Annotated in this window: 16 protein-coding genes; 4 read left to right on the top strand and 12 right to left on the bottom strand. The window is 66.8% G+C overall.

The features are described 5' to 3' along the window. Positions 1-44: 44 nt before the first annotated feature. The 5 genes from Q8X39_RS03525 to Q8X39_RS03545 form a co-directional block, all read right to left on the bottom strand. A complete protein-coding gene (locus Q8X39_RS03525; protein ID WP_305748224.1) occupies positions 45-3,356 on the bottom strand; it encodes a ligand-binding sensor domain-containing diguanylate cyclase in 3,312 nt (1,103 codons plus the stop codon). A 124-nt stretch (positions 3,357-3,480) separates the two neighbouring features. Next, positions 3,481-5,982: a putative bifunctional diguanylate cyclase/phosphodiesterase gene (locus tag Q8X39_RS03530; protein WP_305748225.1), complete on the bottom strand. Its 2,502-nt coding sequence runs from the start codon at positions 5,980-5,982 to the stop codon at positions 3,481-3,483. After that, entirely contained in the window at positions 5,979-6,539 is a 561-nt protein-coding gene (locus Q8X39_RS03535; protein WP_305748226.1) for a putative pterin-binding protein, read from the bottom strand. Before Q8X39_RS03535 ends, Q8X39_RS03530 begins: the two co-directional genes overlap by 4 nt. 210 nt (positions 6,540-6,749) lie before the next feature. After that, complete coding sequence (locus Q8X39_RS03540) at positions 6,750-9,329, bottom strand: EAL domain-containing protein (RefSeq protein WP_305748227.1); 2,580 nt, start codon at positions 9,327-9,329, stop codon at positions 6,750-6,752. A gap of 150 nt (positions 9,330-9,479) precedes the next feature. Then, positions 9,480-10,322, bottom strand: a complete 843-nt coding sequence (locus tag Q8X39_RS03545; RefSeq protein ID WP_305748228.1) for an amidohydrolase family protein — start codon at positions 10,320-10,322, stop codon at positions 9,480-9,482. Positions 10,323-10,533: 211 nt separating this feature from the next. On the opposite strand from Q8X39_RS03545, the gene Q8X39_RS03550 reads away from it, so the two are divergent. Further along, a complete protein-coding gene (locus tag Q8X39_RS03550) occupies positions 10,534-11,229 on the top strand; it encodes a trimeric intracellular cation channel family protein (RefSeq protein WP_305748229.1) in 696 nt (231 codons plus the stop codon). On the opposite strand, the gene Q8X39_RS03555 is transcribed toward Q8X39_RS03550, so the two are convergent. Both Q8X39_RS03555 and Q8X39_RS03560 read right to left on the bottom strand, forming a co-directional pair. After that, on the bottom strand, positions 11,230-12,441 hold the full coding sequence (locus Q8X39_RS03555; RefSeq protein ID WP_305748279.1) for a M20 aminoacylase family protein: 1,212 nt from the start codon (positions 12,439-12,441) through the stop codon (positions 11,230-11,232). Between the two features lie 79 nt (positions 12,442-12,520). Beyond that, positions 12,521-13,513, bottom strand: coding sequence for a tripartite tricarboxylate transporter substrate binding protein (locus Q8X39_RS03560; RefSeq protein ID WP_305748230.1), 993 nt, complete (start codon positions 13,511-13,513; stop codon positions 12,521-12,523). A gap of 134 nt (positions 13,514-13,647) precedes the next feature. On the opposite strand from Q8X39_RS03560, the gene Q8X39_RS03565 reads away from it, so the two are divergent. After that, positions 13,648-14,532 (top strand): LysR family transcriptional regulator, encoded by an 885-nt coding sequence (locus tag Q8X39_RS03565; RefSeq protein ID WP_305748231.1) that lies wholly within the window; start codon positions 13,648-13,650, stop codon positions 14,530-14,532. A gap of 121 nt (positions 14,533-14,653) precedes the next feature. After that, positions 14,654-15,283, top strand: a complete 630-nt coding sequence (locus tag Q8X39_RS03570) for a glutathione peroxidase (protein ID WP_305748232.1) — start codon at positions 14,654-14,656, stop codon at positions 15,281-15,283. Positions 15,284-15,613: 330 nt separating this feature from the next. Here the strand turns inward: Q8X39_RS03570 and Q8X39_RS03575 are convergent, their stop codons facing one another. The 5 genes from Q8X39_RS03575 to Q8X39_RS03595 all read right to left on the bottom strand — a co-directional run bounded on the left by Q8X39_RS03575 (position 15,614) and on the right by Q8X39_RS03595 (position 19,629). Continuing rightward, on the bottom strand, positions 15,614-16,897 hold the full coding sequence (locus Q8X39_RS03575; protein ID WP_369538087.1) for a site-specific DNA-methyltransferase: 1,284 nt from the start codon (positions 16,895-16,897) through the stop codon (positions 15,614-15,616). A 93-nt stretch (positions 16,898-16,990) separates the two neighbouring features. Further along, complete coding sequence (locus Q8X39_RS03580) at positions 16,991-17,611, bottom strand: DNA-methyltransferase (protein WP_305748233.1); 621 nt, start codon at positions 17,609-17,611, stop codon at positions 16,991-16,993. A gap of 79 nt (positions 17,612-17,690) precedes the next feature. Next, complete coding sequence (locus tag Q8X39_RS03585) at positions 17,691-18,350, bottom strand: hypothetical protein (RefSeq protein ID WP_305748234.1); 660 nt, start codon at positions 18,348-18,350, stop codon at positions 17,691-17,693. A gap of 193 nt (positions 18,351-18,543) precedes the next feature. Beyond that, positions 18,544-18,753, bottom strand: coding sequence for a hypothetical protein (locus Q8X39_RS03590; RefSeq protein ID WP_305748235.1), 210 nt, complete (start codon positions 18,751-18,753; stop codon positions 18,544-18,546). Positions 18,754-19,167: 414 nt separating this feature from the next. Next, positions 19,168-19,629 (bottom strand): DUF6641 family protein, encoded by a 462-nt coding sequence (locus Q8X39_RS03595; protein ID WP_305748236.1) that lies wholly within the window; start codon positions 19,627-19,629, stop codon positions 19,168-19,170. A 146-nt stretch (positions 19,630-19,775) separates the two neighbouring features. Here Q8X39_RS03595 and Q8X39_RS03600 point away from each other — a divergent pair, with 146 nt between their 5' ends. Next, positions 19,776-20,279: a hypothetical protein gene (locus Q8X39_RS03600; protein WP_305748237.1), complete on the top strand. Its 504-nt coding sequence runs from the start codon at positions 19,776-19,778 to the stop codon at positions 20,277-20,279. Positions 20,280-20,809 lie beyond the last annotated feature (530 nt).

A 20,809-nucleotide genomic window follows, 5' to 3' on the forward strand; every position in this document is an offset into this window, starting at 1 on the left:
TCCCCTCGGTTGGGTTGAAAGAGACCTTATAGCAGGCCGATCGGTCAGGCCGTTGATCGGCGCCGGATCGTCAGGCGGACCTCCGTGTCGCCGCCGTCGCGTCCTTCCAGCGGCTGGCGCAGCCGGACCTGCAAGGCCTCGGCCGAGGGCGCGTCTGCCTCGACCACCCCCATCCAGCCGTCCCGGCCACCCGCCTTGACGCGGTAGAGCGCCGCGTCGGCCAGGTTCACCACCTGCTGCCAGCCCAGCGCATGCGGCCAGGCTGGCGACAGCGGCAGGCAGGCATAGCCGATCGAGCAGGTCTTGCGGATCTCGATGCCGCTGTCGCCGCCGTTCCCGCCGCCCTCCTCGCCGCCCTCCTCGATCACGAAGGCCTGATCGGCCACCGCCGCACGCATGCGCTCGGCCAGCAGTTCCGCCCCCCAGCGCGAGGTTCCGACGGCCACGACCAGGAACTCCTCGCCGCCCCAGCGCACGAGGTGGTCGCCGGCCCGGAAGACCTGCTGCAGGCGCTCACGCATCTGCCGCAGCACGGCATCGCCCGCCGCATGGCCGTGGCGGTCGTTGACGTCCTTGAAATGGTCGATGTCGACCAGGAAGAAGACCAGGTCGGCGTCGTCCGCCAGTGGGGTGCCCAGGCGCCGGTGGGATTCATGGCGGCGGATGGCCTGGGCGACCAGCGCGTCGATCTGCTCGGTCAGGTAGCGCCGGTTGCGCAGGCCGGTCAGCGGGTCGGTCAGGCTGGACGCCTCCAGCGCGGCCGAGCGGGCCTGCAGCTCGCGCGACATGGTCTCCAGCGCGGCGGTGCGCTGGCTCACCAGCACCTCCAGCTCGTCGTGGCGACGCCGCAGCGCGCGGGTGCGCAACTGCCAGGCCAGCGTGGCGGCGGCGAGCACCAGCAGCGCGACGACCAGCCGGAACAGCCAGGTCTGCCACCAGGCCGGTTCGACCCGCAGCCGGATCGCCAGCTCCTGCGCGTTCCACACGCCGCTGCGGTTGGTGGCCTGCACCCGCAGCGTGTAGTCGCCCGGATCGAGGCTGCCGTAGCTGGCCACGCGCAGGTCGGCGCCGGTTTCCAGCCAGCGTTCGTCGTGGCCTTCGAGGCGATAGCGGTAGCGCAAGCGGCGAGGCTCGCTCAGGTCCAGCGCCGCGAACTCGACGGCGATGTCGCGCTCTCCGGCCGCCAGCTTCAGGATCGCCGGAATCGGGCCGGAACGACGCGGCTGGCCGTTGACGCGCAGGCTGGTGACCACCAGCGGCGGCCGGTCGGTCGAACGGTCCCAGCCAGCGGGCCGGACCACCATCAGGCCCTTGGTGCCGCCAAACAGCAGGCGTCCATCCGGCAGGGCGGCCTTGACCCGGAAGCGGCCGTTGCCCAGGCGCGCACCGTCGACGGCCGTCAGCGCATCGATGCGGTCGGCCTTCGGATCGTGCACGTTCAGGTGGCTCCAGATGCGCCCGCGCGTGTCCTCCAGCAGGTTGCTGCCATACGGCTTGCCGACGATGCCCAGGCGCTGGCTGACGCGGTCGAAGCGGGCGGCACCGTCGTGCCAGCCGGTCAGATGGTGCAGGCCGGCCACGGCGGTGTCGATCCACAGGCCGCCCTGGCGGTCGAACAGCAGGTCGATCACGATGGGGCTGGCCAGACCCGCGCCCTCGGCCGCGGCGACCGGTCGCAGCAGGTGCCCGCCCGGCGGGATGCGCATCAGGCCCTGCACGCCGCCGACCCAGAGGGCCTGATCGGGCGCCTCGGCGATCACGTAGACATCGCCGACCGGCGGCAGGCCGTCCTCGCGCCGGACCGGCTCCAGCGCCCGGCCGTCCGGGGCCAGCCGGTGCAGCCCGTTCTGCGCCGCCACCCACAGCACGCCGTCCGGACCGGCGTGCATCTGGTGGATGCCGCCGGCTCGGTGCAGCAGCGTGCGTGACGCCGTGCCCGCAGGATCCAGCCGGATCAGCCGCGTGTCGGTGGCCAGCCAGGTGGCACCTGGGACGCCACCGGCTTCGGCCATCGCGACGACGGTCTCGTGGCTGCCCGCCGGACCCGGAGGCAGCGTCACCCGCCGCTGCAGTCGCAGGTCGGTGTCCAGCACGCTGACGCCTTCGTCCAGCGAGGAGACCCAGAGCTGGCCGTCGGGACGGACCCGCAGCGCTCGCACGTCGGCCTCGCGCGGCCGGCGGCCGGGCTGCGGCGCGATGCCGACCATCGTGATCTCGCGGTTGGCCGGGTTGTGGCGCTGCAGGCCGACGCCGATGCCGCCGATCCAGAGCCAGCCGGCCCGGTCGACGATCAGGCTGGTCACCTCGTCGGCCGCCAGCCCGCCGGCTTGTCCGGCTTCGTGGCGCAGCCGGCCCAGCAAGCGGCCGTCCGGCGCATGCAGGTCGATGCCGTTGCCCTGCCCGACCCAGACCGTGCCATCGGCGGCCTGGGCCAGGCTGGCGATGGCCGCATGCGGCGCCTGGCCCCGCGCGTCCGCGCCGACCTGCTGCACCCGCGGCCTGCCGCGTGCGCCGTCGACGATCACCAGGTCGCCCTCCCGGGTGCCGGCCCAGATGTGGCCGTCGGCCGTCTCCAGCAGGGCCTGCACGGTGTGGCTGATCGGCGACGAGGCGGCGCCCTGCCCTGGCGCCGCCTGTCCGGGCAGCGGCACCGGCTCGAACCGGTCCGAGCCGGGCAGATGCCGGCTCAGGCCCTGCCAGTTGCCGACCCACAGCACACCCTTGCGGCTGACCAGCAGCGCCTCGATGCGGCGATCGGGCAAGGCCTCTGCCGCCACGCGCTGGCCGCGGCCGGTGACCGGATCGACGCGCACGAGGCCTTCGCCCCGGAAGCCGACCCAGATCGCGCCGTCGATGTCCTCGGCCAGCGCCTGGACCTGGGCCCGGCCGGTCGCGATGGCGTGGGCCCCCACCGCATCGGCCGCGTCATCCAGCCGGATCGGCCGCAGACTCAGCTGGCCGTCGGCCGGATCGTGGACGGCAAGTCCCTGTGACTCGGTCCCGATCCAGAGCCGCCCGTCGCGTGCCGGCAGCAGCGCCCGGACCCAGCCGACGCTGCGCCGTGCCGGATCGGCATGGGTCAGCTCCTGCGGACGGAACTCGTGGCCGTCGTGCCGCACCAGGCCGTCTCCGGTGGCCACCCACAGGAAGCCGTGCCGGTCCTGGGCCAGACCGGCGACGACATCGCGCGGAATCACGTCCGTGCCGATCGACTCGATGTAGGGCAAGGGCATCGGCGCCGGATCCGGCGTCGTGGCCGCAGGCTTCGGGCGCGCGATCGGACCGCCCAGGCAGACCAGCAGCGACAGGGCTCCGAAGGCCAGGCGCAACAGGGCCCGGGATGGACGACAGGACATGAGAGCGAACCGGAACTGCCTGGGTTATTTGCGGTTCAGTGTAGGAGCGCCCCTGAGCCGATCCTTGATACATATGAAGGATGCTGCACACCTGCCCGACATGGCAGCGCCACCGTCCGCCGGCCTAGCCGTTGGCGGGAACCGGCGTCTCGTCGTGGACCGGCAGCAGCGCATGCAGCGGGACCGGCCGGCCGAACAGGTAGCCCTGGTAGAGCTGGCAGCCGTGGCGGCAGAGGAAGTCCAGCTGCTCGTCGGTCTCGACGCCCTCGGCAATGATCTCGAAACCGAGCTGCTGGCCCAGCGCGATCACGGTGCGCACGATGGCCGCGTCGTTCGCGTTGCCCGGCAGGCCGCGCACGAAGCCGCGGTCGATCTTGATCTGGTCCAGCGGCAGGCGCTTGAGGTAGGCCAGCGAGGAGTAGCCGGTGCCGAAGTCGTCCAGCGAGAAGGTCACGCCCAGGGCCTTCAGCGCCGACATCTTCTGCGCGATCACGCCCAGGTCCTGCGCCAGCACGCTCTCGGTCAGCTCCAGCTTCAGGCGCATCGGGTTCGCGCCACTGAGCCGCAGCGCGGCGATGACCTGGTTGACGAACTCGGGGTGATGGAACTGCCGGGCGCTGACGTTGACCGCCATCGACAGCGCGGCGGTGACCTCGTCGTGGGCCCAGGCGGCCAGGGTCTCGCAGGCGGTCTGCATGACCCAGGGACCGAGCTGCAGGATGTGGCCGCTGCTCTCCGCGATCGGGATGAACTCGCCGGGCGAGACCGCCCCGCGCACCGGGTGGAACCAGCGCACCAGGGCCTCCACGCCGATGACCGCGCCATCGCCGTCGACCTGCGGCTGGTAGTGCAGCTGCAGCTCGCCACGGCCGATCGCCAGGCGCAGGTCGGCCTCCATCTCGGACAGGCCGGCCAGCCGCGCCTGCAGTCGCTGGTCGAAGAAACGGAAGTCGTTGCGGCCGTCGGCCTTGGCCTGGTACATGGCCGAGTCGGCACGGCTGAGCAGCTCGTCGGCCAGCAGCGGCGCATCGCCGAACAAGGCCACGCCGATGCTGGCCGAGCAGACGTGCTCGCGCTCGTCGAGCACGCACGGGGCCGACAGCGACGGCAGCAGCGCCCGGCAGATCTCGCGCACCCGCGCCGTCGCGGCCTGCGCGTCCGGACCCAGGCCGGTCAGCACGACGATGAACTCGTCGCCACCCAGCCGCGCCACGAAGGCGTCGACCGGCACCGTCGAGACGATGCGGCGGGCCATCTCCACCAGCAGCTTGTCGCCGCTGCGGTGGCCCCAGTTGTCGTTGATGGCCTTGAAGTTGTCGAGGTCGATCAGCAGCGCCGCGCCGAGGCTGGACCGCTCGATCGCTTCGCGCAGCAGACCGGCCACCTCCTCGACGAAGCAGGCCCGGTTCGGGATCTTCGTCAGGCTGTCGAAATAGGCCAGCTGGCGGACCCGGCCCTGCGCCTCGCGCAGCGAGTTCTCGCTCTCCTGCAGGGCGCGGAAGGCGCGCTCGCGCTCGGTGACGTCGCGGATGATGACCAGGTAGGTGAGCTGGCCGGACGCGTCCGAGGCCGAGATCGACGCCTCGATCGGGAAGACCTCGCCGCTGGCGCGCACCGCCGTCAGGCCGCCCATGCTGCTCATCGCCCGCGGCGTGCTGCCGTTCTGGCCGAAACGGGCGACAAAGCCATGGTGCCGCCCGCGCGTCGACTCGGGCAGCAGCATGTCCAGCGGTCGGCCGATCATGTCGACGGCCGATCGACCGAACATGTGCTCGGCGGCCGAGTTGAAGACGATGACGCGCTGCGACTGGTCGATGCTGACGATCGCGTCCTTGGCCGTGTCGATCAGGCCCTTGAGGCGCCGCTCGCTGGCGCTCAGCGCCTCGTTGCCGATCTCGGCCCGCACGAGCGCCTCCTTGAGCTGGTCCTGCACCTGGATCAGCTCGACGTTGTTCTCGCGCACACGCGTGAGCTGGCGCAGCGCGATCAGGCCCATCGCGCCGACCAGCACCGCCAGCGCCATCGAGGTCAGGCCCGACACCACCGCCTGGCGACGCAGCTGTTCGCCGCGCATGCGGGCCTGATCGTTGTGGATGGTGTTGATGTTGAGGATGACGTCCTGCACCGGGCCGGACATCGCCTCCAGCGCGTCGCGCAGGCCACGCACGCGGCCCTCGTCGAAGGCCGGCGTGTCGCCGTTGAGGCCGAAGTAGGCGTCGCCCGCATGCGCATACGCCTCCATGAGGTCGAAGAACGGCCGGTTCTCCGGGAAGCGGAAGGACGCGCGCGGGCCGGAGCCCGAGCGCATGATCTCGAGCCGGCTGATGAGCACCTCGTGGCGCAGCACGACCGAGTCCATCACGGCCGGATCACCGCGCGTCAGCAAGGCCTCGTTGAGCTTGGCGAGCATCTTGTAGCGCTCGGCCTGGAGCTGGAACAGGTCCCATTCGACGCCGGCGCGGCTCTCGCTGACGGTGGCCTCGAAGCGGTGCCACTGCGTGTGCTGGAGCCAGCCGATGCCCACGACGATCGCCACCACCAGCAGCGACAGCACGGGCAGCCAGAGCCTGCGCACCCGCGAGGTCGACGCGGCGGCCAGGGCCGGGGCGGTCTCGGACACGCTCATCGGACCTCGATCGCCTTGAGTTGCCAGATCGAGCGCGAGAAGAACAGGTCGTTGCGGGTCTGGGGCTGCTCGTCGTAGGGAAAGATCATGAACAGCGGCCCCTTGTCGCGCACCGACAGGACCGCACCGTCGGCGCGCCGCGCGAGGATGGGCTGGAAGGGCAGCACCTCGGCGATCGGCATGCGGATCTGGTAGTCGTTGAGCGCGGTCATCTGCAGCGTCGTGCCACTGGCCGCCACCTGGGCCAGCACGTCGGCCAGCAGCGGTCCGCTGAAGGCGATGACGCCCTTGTGCCAGGGCGTGCCGGTGCGCACCACGTGAACCGGCAGCGCATCCAGTGCCTCGGCATCGAACTCATGGCGCCGCACGCCTTCGGCGACGTTGCCGCGGGCGATCGCGCCGGTCACCGTCAGCAGCACGCGGCCCTTGGCTGGCTCCAGACCCTGGGCCTGCGCCAACGGGCCGATGCCGGCCAGCGCCACCAGGCCCAGCGCCGCGATCACCCGGCGACGCGGCAACGCGCCCAGCCCGAACTTCTCCAGCATCGACTTCGCCATGTACTCCGACGTCCCCATTCCCGGACCGCCTGGCCCGAGGGTTCAGAACCCGCTCGCACACCCCGAGGGCAGCGAACGACATATGCAAGGCCTCGCATGTGAGCGCGAGGCTTCGAGTCTCTTCGGTCGTTCGGCCCCGCGCCAGCAGGGCCGTCCCTTCCATGGGCGCCAGATCCGTGCGAAATTCATCACGCTTTGACGCCGGTCAACTCAACCCGCCGCGCCATCGCCCGACGCGAACCGGGCCAGCAGGCGCTCGGGCGACTTGGGGCGACCCAGCAGGTAGCCCTGGATGGCCATGTCGCCGATCGACAACAGGCAGGATCGCTGGGCCTCGGTCTCGACGCCTTCGGCGATGACCTCCAGCCCGAGGTGGGTGGCCAGCGTGTGGATGGTGCGCACGATGGCCAGGTCATGGGCATCGTGCGGCAGGCGGTCGACGAAGGACTTGTCGATCTTCAGCCGTGACAGCGGCAGGTGGCGCAGGTAGCCGAGCGACGCATAGCCGGTGCCGAAGTCGTCCAGCGCGAAGGTGATGCCGTGCCCGCGCAACTGGTGCATCTTGCGGGTCACGTTGTCCTGGTCCTGCAGCAGCTGGCTCTCGGTCAGCTCCAGCTCCAGCCGGTCGGCAGGCGCGCCGGTGCTGCGCAGGATCTGCAGCACGTCGTCGACGAAACCCTCGTCGTGGAACTGGCGCGCGCTGACATTGACCGCCACGCGCCAGCCGGCCGACTCGGGTCGCGCCTGCCAGGCGGCAATCTGGGCGCAGGCCGAACGCAGGATCCAGCGGCCCAGCGGCACGATCAGGCCGCTGGACTCGGCCAGCTCGATGAACAGGCCCGGCATGCGCACGCCGCCGTCCGGATGGCGCCAGCGCACCAGCGCCTCGGCGCCCAGGATGCGCCCGTCCGCCGCGAACTGCGGCTGGTAGTCGAGGAAGAACTGCTCACGCGTGAGCGCCTCGCGCAGGCCAGCCTCCAGCAAGGCGCGCTGCTCGGCCCGCTCCTGCATGGTCTGGTTGTAGAAGCGCAGCGCCGACGGCCCCTCGCGCTTGGCCTGGTGCAGCGCCAGGTCGGCCAGCTTGAGCGTGTCCTCGGCATCGCCGCCACTGTCCGAATACAGCGCCACGCCGATCACGACCGCGCAGGCGTGGCGATGACCGCCCAGCTCGAAGGGCCGCACAAAGGCCTGCTGCATGGCCGCGACCGCCTCCTGGACCTGCCGCGCGGACTCGTCCTTGGCACGGCTGAGGTCCTGCAGCAGCACCGCGAACTCGTCGCTGCCCAGGCGCGCGACGAGGTCGTCGTGCGAGACGCAGGCCTGCAGCCGCTGGGCCGCCTGGCGCAGCAGCTCGTCACCGGCCGAGTGGCCGCGCGTCGTGTTCAGCAGGCTCAGCTGCGCCAGGTCCAGCACGACCACCGCGCCCTCGCGGCCGTGGCGGCGGTGCGCGTCCAGGCCCTGCTGCAGGCGCTGGATCAACAGCCGCCGGTTCGGCAGGTGGGTCAGCGGGTCGTAGTGCGACAGCTGGTGGATCTCGGCCTGGAAACGCCGATGCTCGGTGAGATCGGTGGAAATGCCGCACAGCGCATAGATCTCGCCGCTCGAACGCCGCAGCGGCAGCTTGACCGACAGGAAGGTCTGCGCCGCCGCGCCCTCGTGCACGCGGTTGACCTCCTCCTCCACCACCCGCTCGCCGCTGCGCATCACGCGCTCGTCGTTGGCGTGGATGCGCGCGGTCGTCTCGCGGTCGAAGAAGTCCTCGTCGCCATGACCGACGACGTCCTTCAGCTCGCGGCCGAACAGGTCCAGCACGGGCCGGTTGGCGTAGAGGTAGCGCAGCCGCGTGTCCTTGATGTAGACGTAGGCACCGACGCTGTCGAGGATGGTGTTGAGCTGGTCGCGGCTGGCATGCAGGTCGCGCGTCATGCGGGCCACCTGGCGGCGCAGCGTCCAGGCGCCGACCAGCGCCAGCAGCAGCGCCCCGAGGATGCCGGCCAGCACCCACCAGAAGCGCGCCGGAATGGCCGCGGACGGTTGCTCGCGGGTCCAGCGCTGCAGGATCTCGAAGTAGGGCGAGCCGGGGTCGGCCTTCCAGATCGCCAGCTGGCGGTCGATCTCGGCCAGCACCTCGGTCTGGCGTCCACGGGTCGCGGCGTAGAAGAGGCGGGCCGGCTGGAACACCATCGGCGTGGCCACCAGGCGGGCCTCGGCCGCGTGCAGGTCGCCATAGCGCTGGTTGGCCACCACCGCATCGGCGAGCCGGTCGCGCACCGCGTCGAAACCCTCGTCGAGCGAACGGATCGGCAGCAGCTCGACCGGCGCATCCAGCCCGGCCATCAGCTCGCGCAGATAGCTCTCCTGCGACGAACCCGCCAGCACCGCGACCCGCTTGCCGCGCAGGTCGAGGACGGACTCGAAACGTGCATCGGCCAGGGCGTAGACCTGCGACCAGCTCGACATCACCGGCACCTCGTGGAAGTCGAAGCGCCGCGCCCGGGCCTCGGTCCAGGCCACGTCGGGCATCAGGTCGATGTCGCCACGCTCCAGCGCGTCCAGGCAGGCCTGCCATTCACACGTCACCGGCTGCAGCGTCCAGCCCTGCGGCACGGCGATCGCCTGCAGCAGGTCGATCAGGATGCCGGCGGGCGTCCCGTTTGCGTCCCGATAGATCTTGGGCTCGTTGTCGTAGACGCCCACGCGCAGTTCGCGCGCCGACGCCGTCTGCGCGGTCACGCCGACCAGCAGACCCCAGAACAGCAGACCGACGCCTGCCCAACGACCGCCACGCAATCCCGACTCCTTGAAGCCCGCACCCCGAGGTGCAGTCCGCTGCCTCGTGCCAGCGGGTCTCCCCGCTTGGGATTGTCGTTGACGGCCGCACCGGCTGGCGCCAGGTGGTGTCGACTCTTGACGTGAGTCAAGCCGCCTGCGGTCGATGATTCAGGCGACGTACGGACCGCCGAAGCCGAACAGCCGCCGCGGCGTGTCCCACAGCAGCCGGCGCCGATCTGCCGGATCCGGCCACCAGCGTTCGACCAGCCGCAGCAGCGGGCCCATGTCCAGCCGCTCCGGCGCGCGCAGGAAGGGCCAGTCGGAGGCCCAGACGCAGGCGTCCAGCCCGTAGGCATCGACCAGCGCGCGCACGAAGGGTTCGGCATCCGCATACGGCCAGGCGCCGGCCGAATACTTCTGGTGGCCCGACAGCTTGACCACTGCCCGCCCGCTGCGGGCCAGGCCCAGCACCGCCTGGAAGCCCGGCTGCGCCAGGCCGCGCGCGGGCACCGGCCGGCCGGCATGGTCGACCAGGATGCGTGCGCCGCTGTCGAGCAGCAGCGGCGCGAGCGCGACCATCTGGTCATCGGTGACCTGGGCCTGGATGAACATGCCCAGGTCGGCCAGCCGGCGCAGCATGGGCGCGCTGTCGCGGTAGTGGTCGACGCCGTGCAGCGTCGCGTTGAAGGCGATGCCGACCACGCCGGCCTGCTGCAGCCGCTGCAGTTGCTCGCGGCCGGTGTCGTTGCGCACCACCGCGATGCCCTTGTAGCGGCCGCCGCTGGCCGCCAGCGTGGCCAGCAGGCAGCGGTTGTCCAGCCCGTAGCCCGAGTTCGGCCCGACCACCAGCGCATGGCGGATGCCGTAGCTGTCCATGACCAGCCGGTGCTGCTCGATCGTGCCGATCTCCTGACCGGCCGGCCGGTAGGGCACGTCGTCCGCGTAGGGGTGCGCGACCGGGTCCAGCACATGGTTGTGGCAGTCGATCTTGGGCTCGTCGAAGATGTTCATGTCCAGCTCCTTCAGGGCGGCGGTCGAGCAGGACGCTTTCGCGGTCCCGGTCACCGTGGGTGTCGAAGATCACGGTCATGATGGCATCCTGCCCACCGGCCTGTCCGACAGGCCGGCGCCAACACCGGCAAGCTGCACGACAAGCCGCACGACAAGCTCCCCCGGGCTCGACCTCTGGCGCGCGCCGCGCCCGTCCACCAGCATCCACACCATGCAGATCACGACCCCTTGGGCGTTGTCCCAGGCCCAGACCGCCATCGAGGTGGTGGCCACCGTCGCCTTCGCCCTGTCCGGCGTGATCGAGGGCGCCCGCAAGCGGCTCGATGCCGTCGGCATCTGCGTCGTCGCCGGTCTGTCGGCCTTCGGCGGCGGCACGCTGCGCGACATCCTGCTGGACCGCCGGCCGCTGTTCTGGGTCCAGCATGCCAACTGGATCTGGGCCCTGCTCGCGCTGTGTGCGCTCGCGATGCTGTTCATGCGCGCCCGCCACCTGGAGCCGACCGAACGCGCGATGCAATGGCCGGACGCGCTCGGCCTGGGCCTGTTCACCGCGGGCGGCACGCAGATCGCGCTGGATGCGGCCATGCCGGGCGTCATCGCGGTGATGCTGGGCATGGTGACGGCCGTGTTCGGCGGCGTGCTGCGCGACATCGTCTGCAACGAGATCCCGCGCGCCTTCAGCGACCACCGGCCCTACGCGGTCTGCTCGTTTGCTGGCGGCTGGGTGATGGTCGGCCTGAGCCAGGTCGCCGCGCCGGCCTGGGTCGCGCTGCTGGGTGCCGCGCTCACGGCCACCGCGCTGCGCGCGCTGGCCGTGCTGCTGGATTGGCGCCTGCCGGCCTGGCAGGTGGCACCCACCGACAGCGGCCGCCGCGCCAAGTCGGGCCGCGAGCGGCCGGACCGCTGATCAGCCTGCGGCCGCCACCGCCGGGGACTGCGCAGGGGCCAGGAAGCGTTCGGCCAGCGCCACCCAGTAGGCCGCGCCGACGGCGATGTTGTCGTCGTCGAAGTCGTAGCCAGGGTTGTGGACCATGCAGGCGCCCGGCCGTGGCTCATCGCCTGAGCCTGTCGCGCCATTGCCGATCAGCAGGTAGCTGCCGGGCACGCGTTCGAGCATGAAGGCGAAGTCCTCGCTGCCGCTGAGCGCCGGTCCGTCCAGCGTGACGTGCGCCGGCCCGAGCAGGTCGAGCGCGACCGAGCGGGCGAAGTCGGTCTCGGCCTTCGTGTTGACCAGCACGGCATAGCCCGGCCGCCAGGCGATCGTCGCGGTCACGCCCAGGCTCTCGGCCTGCGCGGTGACCAGCGCCTTGATGCGGCGCTCCAGCAGCGCGCGCACCTCCCGGTCCAGCGCACGCACGCTCAGTTCCAGCGTGGCGCGGGCCGGGATGACGTTGTTGGCCTGGCCGGCATGCAGCGCGCCGACCGTCACCACCGCCATCTGCTGCGGGTCGACGTTGCGCGAGACCACCGTCTGCAGCGCCATCACGATGTTGGCCGCAGCCACGACCGGATCGGCCGCGTGCTGCGGCATCGCGCCATGGCCGCCAACGCCGTCGAGCGTGATGGTGGCGTAGTCGCTCGACGCCATCGCCGGGCCGTCGCGGAACACCAGGCGGCCCTGCGGCACGCCGGGCATGTTGTGCATTGCGAAGATCGCGTCGCAGGGATGCCGCTCGAACAGGCCGTCGGCCATCATGCGCAGCGCCCCGCCACCGCCCTCCTCGGCCGGCTGGAAGATCAGGTTCAGCGTGCCGTCGAAGCGGCCCTGCTCGGCCAGCCGGCGGGCGGCGGCCAGCAGCATGGCGGTGTGGCCGTCGTGGCCGCAGGCATGCATCAGGCCGGGCCGCGTGCTGGCCCAGGGCAGGCCGTTGGCCTCCTGGATCGGCAGCGCGTCCATGTCGGCACGCAGGCCAAGGCGGCGCGCGCCGGGCGCGGCCGGATCGCCGCGCACCAGCGTGCCGACCACGCCGGTGCCACCGACGCCGCGCTCGACCGCATAGCCCCAGGCGGCCAGCCGCTCGGCCACCAGTGCGGCGGTGCGGTGCTCCTCGAAGGCCAGCTCGGGCTGGCGGTGGATGTCGCGCCGCAGCGCGATGAACTCGCCCACGCGCGAGACCATCGCCGACAGCAGGTAGGCGCCGGGGGGGGCCTGGATCGCAAGCTCGTCCTGTTGCGGTGGCTCGATCAGCATGCCCGGCTCACTGCGGCTGCAGGCTGATCGACGCGGCGATGGCGCGGTAGCGGGCCGTCTCGGCGGCGTAGAACTTCGCCGCGTCGGCCAACGACATCGCCGGCGCGGCCAGCTGCGTCTGCGCGGCCAGCTGGGCCCGCACCGCCGGATCCTGCAAGGTCTTGCCGATGGCCTCGTGCAGGCGAACGACGATGGCCTCGGGCGTGTTCTTCGGCACCAGGAAACCGGTCCAGATCTTGTAGGCGAAGTTCTTCAGCGACTGGCCTTCGGCCACGGTCGGCAGGTTCTTCAGCAGCTCCGAACGCTGCGCGCCCAGCTGGCCGATCACCTTGAGCTTGCCCTGCTCGGCCAGCGCGCCCATGCCGGCGCTGTAGACCAGCACCGCGAAGTCGACCTGGCCGCCGGCGATGTCCTGCAGCAGCGGCGCGTTGCCCTTGTAGGGCACGTGCTGCAGCTTGATGCCGGTGAGCTGCTGCACGTTCTCGAGGATCAGGTGATAGAGCGAGCCGATGCCCACGCTGCCGTAGCTCAGCGGCCGCTCGGGCGTCTTGCGCGCCAGCGCGACCAGCTCGTCGACCGTGTTCGCGCCCAGGTCCTTGCGGGTCACGAAGACCATCACCGCATCGGCCACCGGATGCACCAGCCGGAAGTCCTCCGACTTGAGCTTGACCGCCGCGTTCGCCAGCGGCGACAGGATCACCTCGTTGGGCGAGCCCTGGAAGACGTACTGCCCATCGGCCGGCGCGGCCAGCACCTTCTGCGCGGCCAGCGCCCCGCTGACGCCGCCGAGGTTCTCGACCAGCACCTGCTGGCCCACGGCCTGGCCCAGCGGCGTCGCGAAGATCCGCGCGATGGCGTCCGAGGGACCGCCGGCCGGATACGGGACCATCAGGTTGACCGGCTTGCTCGGCCAGGTCTGGGCCAGCGCCATGCCGCCGGACAGCAGCATCGCGGCAAACAGGCCGAGGGTGCGGCCGCAGCGTCGAAGGATGGGGTTCATGTCGTCTCCTGGACCGCCTGGGCGGCCATGGTTGTGATGGGTGCAAGCCCATCGTATGAACAGCCCCCTCTGCCGTCCAATTCATTGTTATTTCAGATAGGATGAGTTGAACTCATGTCATCAGGAGCGATCACGTGACCCTCGTGCAGCTGCGCCACCTGATCGCGCTGGCCGACAGCGGCTCGTTCAGCCGCTCGGCCGAGGCGCTGTTCCTGACCCAGCCGGCGCTGAGCCGCAGCATCCGGGCGCTGGAGGACGAGCTGGGCCAGCCGCTGTTCGACCGGGTGGGTCGGCGCAACGAGCTGACACCCTTCGGCCGGGAGGTGCTGGCGCGCGCCCGCCAGCTCGTCTTCGAGGCCGAGGAGCTGGCCGCCAGTGGCCGCCAGATGCGCGAAGGCCAGGCCGGCCGGCTGCGGCTGGGCCTGGGCTCAGGCCCCGGCGCGCTGCTGATGACGCCGCTGCTGCTGCACATGGCCACGCAGCACCCGAAGGTGCAGGTCGAGATCGCGCGCGGCCAGACCGGCCTGCTGGTCGAGCAGCTGCGCGGGCGGCAGCTCGATGCGCTGGTGGTCGATGCCCGTTCGGTCGAGCCCGCCACCGACCTGCGGGTCGACGCGCTGGCCGAGCTGCGCGGCACCTTCCTGTGCCGGCCCGGCCACCCGCTGACGCGCCGTCGCAAGGCCATCGCCTTCGATGACCTGCGGGCCTGGCCGATCGCCTCGACGCCGCTGAGCGACGAGGTCGGCCGCATCCTGATCGAGCGTTATGGCCCGGCCGCGCACCCGTCGGCCAGCGTCACGCTGCGCTGCGAGGAAATTGCCAGCCTGGTCGACGCGGTGCGCGGAAGCGACGCCATCCTGCTGGCCATCCGCAAGGCCGCGCCGGACCTGGTCGAGCTGACCGTGAGCCCACCGCTGGCCGCCAGCGCCCGCTTCGGCCTGGTCACGCTCGCCGGCCGCGCCGAGGCGCCCGGCCTGCCGATCGTGCGGCGGGTGATGGACGAGCTGCTGCGGGACTGAGACGGCGCGCCGAACGCCCGGCCGTCCCGCCTGGCCAGTGCCCCGTCCGCCGGCAAGGCCGGCTGTGCAGCGCCAGAATCCGGCGCACGGCGATCCGCCCGTGTCCACCGATCGAGATGCCATGCCTGCCCCGCTGTTCGCCCTGCCCGCCCCCTCTGTCGCCTTGCGTCCTGCCCTGGCCGTGCTGCTGTCCGTGACGGCGCTCGCCGCCGTCCACCCGACGGCATGGGCACAGGCTGCGGCGAAGCCACCTGCAGCCACGAACGCCAGTTGCCCCGCCTTGCTGAACCACACCTTTGCGCGCCTGCAGGACGAGAAGGACCAGTCGCTGTGCCAGTACGCCGGCAAGGTGCTGCTGGTGGTCAACACCGCGAGCTTCTGCGGCTACACCGGCCAGTACGAAGGTCTCGAGGCGCTGCATGCCCGCTACAAGGACAAGGGCCTGGTCGTGCTGGGCTTCCCGTCCAACGACTTCAACCAGGAGGGCGGCGACAACAAGCAGATCGCCGAGTTCTGCGCCAACACCTTCAACGTCAAGTTCCCGATGTTCGCCAAGAGCAGCGTCAAGGGTGCGCAGGCCTCGCCCTTCTACCGCCAGCTCGCCGACCGCACCGGCCAGGCCCCGCGCTGGAACTTCCACAAGTACCTGATCGGCCGCGACGGCCAGGTCATCGACCAGTACGTCAGCAATGTCGGCCCGGACGACCGCAAGCTGGTCGCGGCGATCGAGAAGCAGCTCGCAGCACGCTGAACGCCAAGTCCAGCGGCGCCCGATCCCCCGGGCGAGGGGCCTCATCCCCCCCCCCCGGAACGAGCGCCGGGCCGCCCCAAGCCGGTCCGGCATCCCCCTGGGGGATCGAACGGCGTACCCGCCGGGCGAGGGGCTCTACCTCATTCCCACTCCATAGTAACGCGATACTTTTTCATATAAAAATCAATGCGTTACGCCAAGAAATTGGGAGTGTGTTACTTTTGTGCAGCATTTGCGGGCGCATGCGAAGCGGCAGCGGGCCGCATTGTTCCTTGCAAATCAACATCGTAGCTTGCTGCAGGTTGCACGGTGTGCAACCTCCGACCGGATCTACGCTGAGCCCATTGCAGTCTCTGCAGTCCAGTCCAAAACATCGAACTGGTAGTCAGGTCGCTGCTTCTGGATGTACTGTAGTCTATGCCTAGTCAGGTCTGACAGCGAACCGAAGCCCATAGTCCTTGCTATGTGCGTGCCCGGCGTCGGAACATTCTGTTCCACGAGCACAACCCGCCTAAGGCCGCCGTCCGCCGCGTTCACGTTCTCGGTTGCGTGCGCAGTCGTACCGGTGCCTGCGAAGAAGTCCAGCACCAAGCCACGCTCGTCTACACAGCATTCCACCAAGTGCTCAATCAGGGTCAGTGGCTTTGGTGTCTCGAAGACCTTCTCGCCATAGATTTCCTTGACCTCTAAAGTTGCCTTCTCAGTAAGGTAGCCGACGTTGTCCCAAATGCTCCTGATCTTCACTCGCTTGTTGGCGGTCAGATAGTTCTTGACGTAAACGACCCCGGACTTGCTTGCATATAGCTTCCACGACTCCTTTGCTGTCTTCTCCGGCCCCCACAACCAACGACGCTCAATGCCAGAAGAATCTACTGGGAACACCTCTTTGAGAGTCGATCCACTCTTAACTGTCGAAACATTTCCATCGTCGTCGTAGTAGAGAGGGAAGAACATATTCGGACGATCTACTCGACGGCTCGCATCGCCTTTCTTTCTGAAAAGGCCATCGATCTTGTATGAACCGTGAGAGTCGGATTTGTCATATCCCTCCGGATTTGACTCACTTAATCCGCGCAGCGTCGCCTTGTCAGACCTCCGGAAAATAAGGACGTACTCGTGATTGACAGAGATTCCGGGCTGACTGCCTTTGCCGTTCTTGCTTCTACCTACGACAAGCGTTCCGACGTGATTTGCCTCATCAAAAACTGCATCCATAAGGACACGCAACCGATGGTGCTCGTAGTCATCGATGCTTACGGCAATGATTCCAGTATCGGACATGACCTTCTTGGCAAGCAGCAGCCGTGGCAACATAAATGCCATCCAGTTCGTATGCGCACCCCAGATCCCTCTTGCCGATGAGGTTCGATTGTCATCGTAGATAAATCGCTGACCCGTGTTGTACGGAGGATCTATGTAGCAGAAATCAAACCGAGGCGACTCGGTTTGCCCCAGGCATTCGAGCGCAACTAAGTTGTCAGCGCATATCAGTCTAGCATTCAGCTCGCCAAAGTCAGGGAAAGACAAAGCGGCAGACCGCTTGCCAAGATTCGTAGTCGGAATCCCAATCAACTCCGCCAAGCGGTCTATTTCGGACTGCACCTTATTCGTCACGCAAAATTCCAAATTCAACCAATCAAACCAATTATACTAACTTAACGCGAGGATTCGCAACCGGCACACCAGATTCACACTCCGTCAATGCAATCAAGCGTTCTCGGGTGAAATCATCAGACGCTTACGCACAATCTCAACATACTCGTCAGAAATATCCGCCAATACAGCGTTGCGCCCCATCAATCGACAAACTGCGCCAGTCGTACCAGATCCACACATTGGGTCGAAGACAAGATCGCCCTGCTTTGTGGACATTTTTATCAGTGGCTCATACACAGCTTGTGGTTTTTGAGCCGGGTGTCCAGTTTGCTCCTTTCTCCCCACAAAGCCCACAAGCAAGGGAGATTCGATGACACTCGTCGGACCTGGCATGTATCGCAGCTTGCCTTTCGCCTTTAGCTCCAGCTGGGCGCTGTTCAGAAAGTGCTCTGGGTACAGCTTGCTTGATGGAGTACTTAGGTGAAGACAAGCGTTCTGGGCAGACCTCCAACCGCGGATCACCGAAGGGTTATTCTTGTAGTACCAAGTCAACCACGCCGTAAGCTGATGCGACCTCGGAATTCGCTCAACGAATCTTGCCAATACCTCCGGAAACCCCCAAAGGTAAATGTGATCTGAAATCTCAGCCAATTCCTCCAGGATGGATGTGATGTACTCAATGTAGTCAGCCCTGACGCCTCCAACACCTTTGTTGTACCACGGGTCAAGCATTGCGCACGCACAGCGGCCATGTTCTCGCTTGAACTTTGTGATTGATGCGAATACGTCTTGAGGCTCGTAGAGCTCAACTTCACCTGATGTCATATCCAAAATATCTCACAAGGAAGGTCAGCGCCTCCCGCTTTTGTTGTTCGTTTACAGCCTGCAGTATTGCAACGACGTTAATCTTTCCGCTGCTTGAGTCCCAGTAATTCTTCTTCATCACTTGATGTCTGCCGCAGAGTGCTTGCCACTTGCCGGGATCGGTTGGGTCGGATGCAGGATCTACCGAATGTGGAACCATGTGGTCCGGGGTAAGGCGCACGGTGCCTCCACCAATTGGGTCCGTGTCACCTTCGCTCATCCCGCAAGCCTGCCCATCTTCCCGCCATTCACAGGTGTTGTTCGATCGCGCAAGTACGCTGTTCCAACAAGCGCCGGTAGGCAAAACTCTCTTTGCAGCGGTTGGCCGTCGCTCGGCCGTCGCAAGTACATACTCTTCGGGAGTCAGCGCCCGCCAATCTCTCTTTGACAGGATGGTGTAGCCCTTGTCTGTGCGCAGCTCAGAAAGTCGTTGATGCCAGTTCTCGGGCTCTTTGCCGGTAACTGGATCCGTTGCTGCGCGAATGATTTGCTCCCGAGTCACCACCTTGCCGATGTTGTTCAAGAACAGTGCCTCTATGCGTTGACTGACGCTCTTCTGCTCGTACTTCCTGTCGTCGTCGCTGTAGATCTTTTCGGTCGGGATCACGGCTGGGCCTCTGAGTCGAAAGCCTCAGCATGCCAGCAATCATGGCGGTGTGGAACCTACTTCAGACGTAGCACCAGCACACTTCAGTGTTGGTTGCAGCAAGCGCCCGCGACGCTCTGAAAATTGGACCTTTCTCTGTACGTCGCCTCCTGCACTCGGCCGTGCATCCCTCTCTCGGCTCCGACGTTCGTCGCTACGTGTAGGGCTTGATCGTGGACGTTGCCGCCTTGCGCCGTAGCTGCACCAGCTTCTGCCGCGACTGCTGCATCTCCAACCGCTCCGCGCTCGTGTCGGCCTGGGCCTGTAGCTGTCGCGCCCTGTCCTTCGCCGCCTTCGCCCCTGCCTTCATCCTCTTCACTCGTTGCTCCGCCGCGTTCGACGGCTGTATTTCCTCAAGTCTCATGTTGCCTCCGTAGTGCTGTCCTTCTATTTAGCACAGCACCACCGCCACAGCCTACCCGCAACGCATGAGCAATCAGACCACGTTTCGCCATCCGAACTAGGGTTCTAGCGGTTGCTGCGCCAGTTTCGAACTCGACGCTCGCACCTCAGCCCACGGCGTCACCTTGCCATGCCCGGACAGGCCCCGCACTCGAACTGTCGATGTGCGCGAGTCAATCGCGCCACGCCCACTCCTTCAAGCGCCTCGCTCAAGGCAGCGCTAGCTGACCACGACCCACGCACCGGTATCGTGTCCAACGCTGAGCGCCTGAGGCTGGACGTTTCACAGTCAGCGTATGCACACGCCACGCCGGCCAATCGCTGACCGGCGCTGAAATCCGCTAGCTAGCGCTGTTGTCAGCGCAGCGTGGGCCGGTCAGTGCGGCCGACTGCTGGTCTTGGCGGTCTTGCGCTTGAAAGCTGCACCGAGCGACGCACTGACCGCCTCGATGTGAGCGTCGAGCTCACCTGCTTCAGCCGCCGCACGCACGCTCTGCAGTGCCTCGACCAGTTCCTGCAGGGTAGCGACTTCGATCGCCGACTTGCCCTTCGCCAGTTCCAGCGCCTTCGTGCCGTACTGGATGGTGAACAGCAACTTGCCGTCGCTTGCCTTCCACCACCACTGCTTCACACGAGCCGGCACCAGTTCGCGCCCACGCCGACCGTCAGCATCGACGACGATCTTCGCGCGCTTGGCTTCGAAGGTCTTGCCTTCGACCTGCGCAGTTGCCAGCTCGATCTGCTCGTCCAGCTTGCCCAGCAGCTTTTCACGACGCATATCAGCGACGGTCTTACGACGGCGCACTGCCGAAACCAACTTGAGCTTTCCGATCTGCATTGTGATTCCTTTATGTATGCAGTTAACGTAACGCAAGTTTGTTCCCTTGACCGCCGTAAAGTCGACCTGAATATCGCCGGCCAAACACTTTTTTCAGCCCAAAACCAAATAATTTGCTAAGTAATACACAAAACATGAGGTCTTGAATGGAAAAAACAAAATATTCACCGCAGCCCGCCACACTGCAACATGCGAACGCGCGCATGCTCAACAGGTACATGCCGTGGATGGACTACATGCTTACGATTACGCTTGGAAAGACGTACGATTTGAGTCTAGAGCCAACGTATGAGCAAGCTAGGGATCAATTGCGGCATCTTGGTAGGACGCTCAATAGCGCAGTCTGGGGCAACAGATCGAAGTACAACGACAAGTGCCAAGTCTTGTACATTCCGGCAATCGAAGGCGCAGTTGGAAACAAGCGAATTCACGCGCACATCTTGATTGGCAATGTCAAATCGAGAGCCGAACTGGATGCGCATCTGCGAAGCTACATACCGCGATCACATTGGTTGCTGCCGAGGTATGACGTGGCAGAAATACACGACGGTGATGGCATCGCTTTTTACGTCGCCAAGGAGACAGCTGGTCTCAACCAGGGTGCGATTGATTGGCAACTTGCATCTATTCCGAAGCCATTGATGCCATAAAGATTCAAACTACGTACAGGCCGAACAGAATGTACGGGCCGCACTGAACGACCACACAGGTCACCGCCAAGGTCAGTGCACGAAGATTGATGACAATTTGAACTTTCGCATGAGCACACAGATGCTCATTGCGTCAGCTATTGTCAAAACACTTTCAATATCACTCACGTTCAGCACTATTCATCCAGGTTCAACACGAAATCAACTTCAAATCAGTCAAGACTACTTCGCAAAGACAAGATCGTCGATAAATAGTAGGACCGATTGGAAGTGCAATGAACGAGATGCAGGGCAACTGAGAGCTACACAACACGCTTGTATGCGCGACGCACTAGATCGCGCTGCAAGCGTTTTTTTTGGCCCAACTGTACGTAGGGTAGCGAGACGGAGAAAAAAAACTCGCTGTAGCGCTGGCGTACAAGATCCAGATCCGTGCATTCCAAAACATCAGAAAATACACAAAAACTTAGGTTCTGCGCTAAGTCGTTGAATTACATAGAGATGTTCAGCTAGCGCTGTAGGTTGCTCGA

The sequence above is a fragment of the Leptothrix discophora genome (genome assembly GCF_030705305.1).
Taxonomy (GTDB): Bacteria; Pseudomonadota; Gammaproteobacteria; order Burkholderiales; family Burkholderiaceae_C; genus Sphaerotilus; species Sphaerotilus discophorus.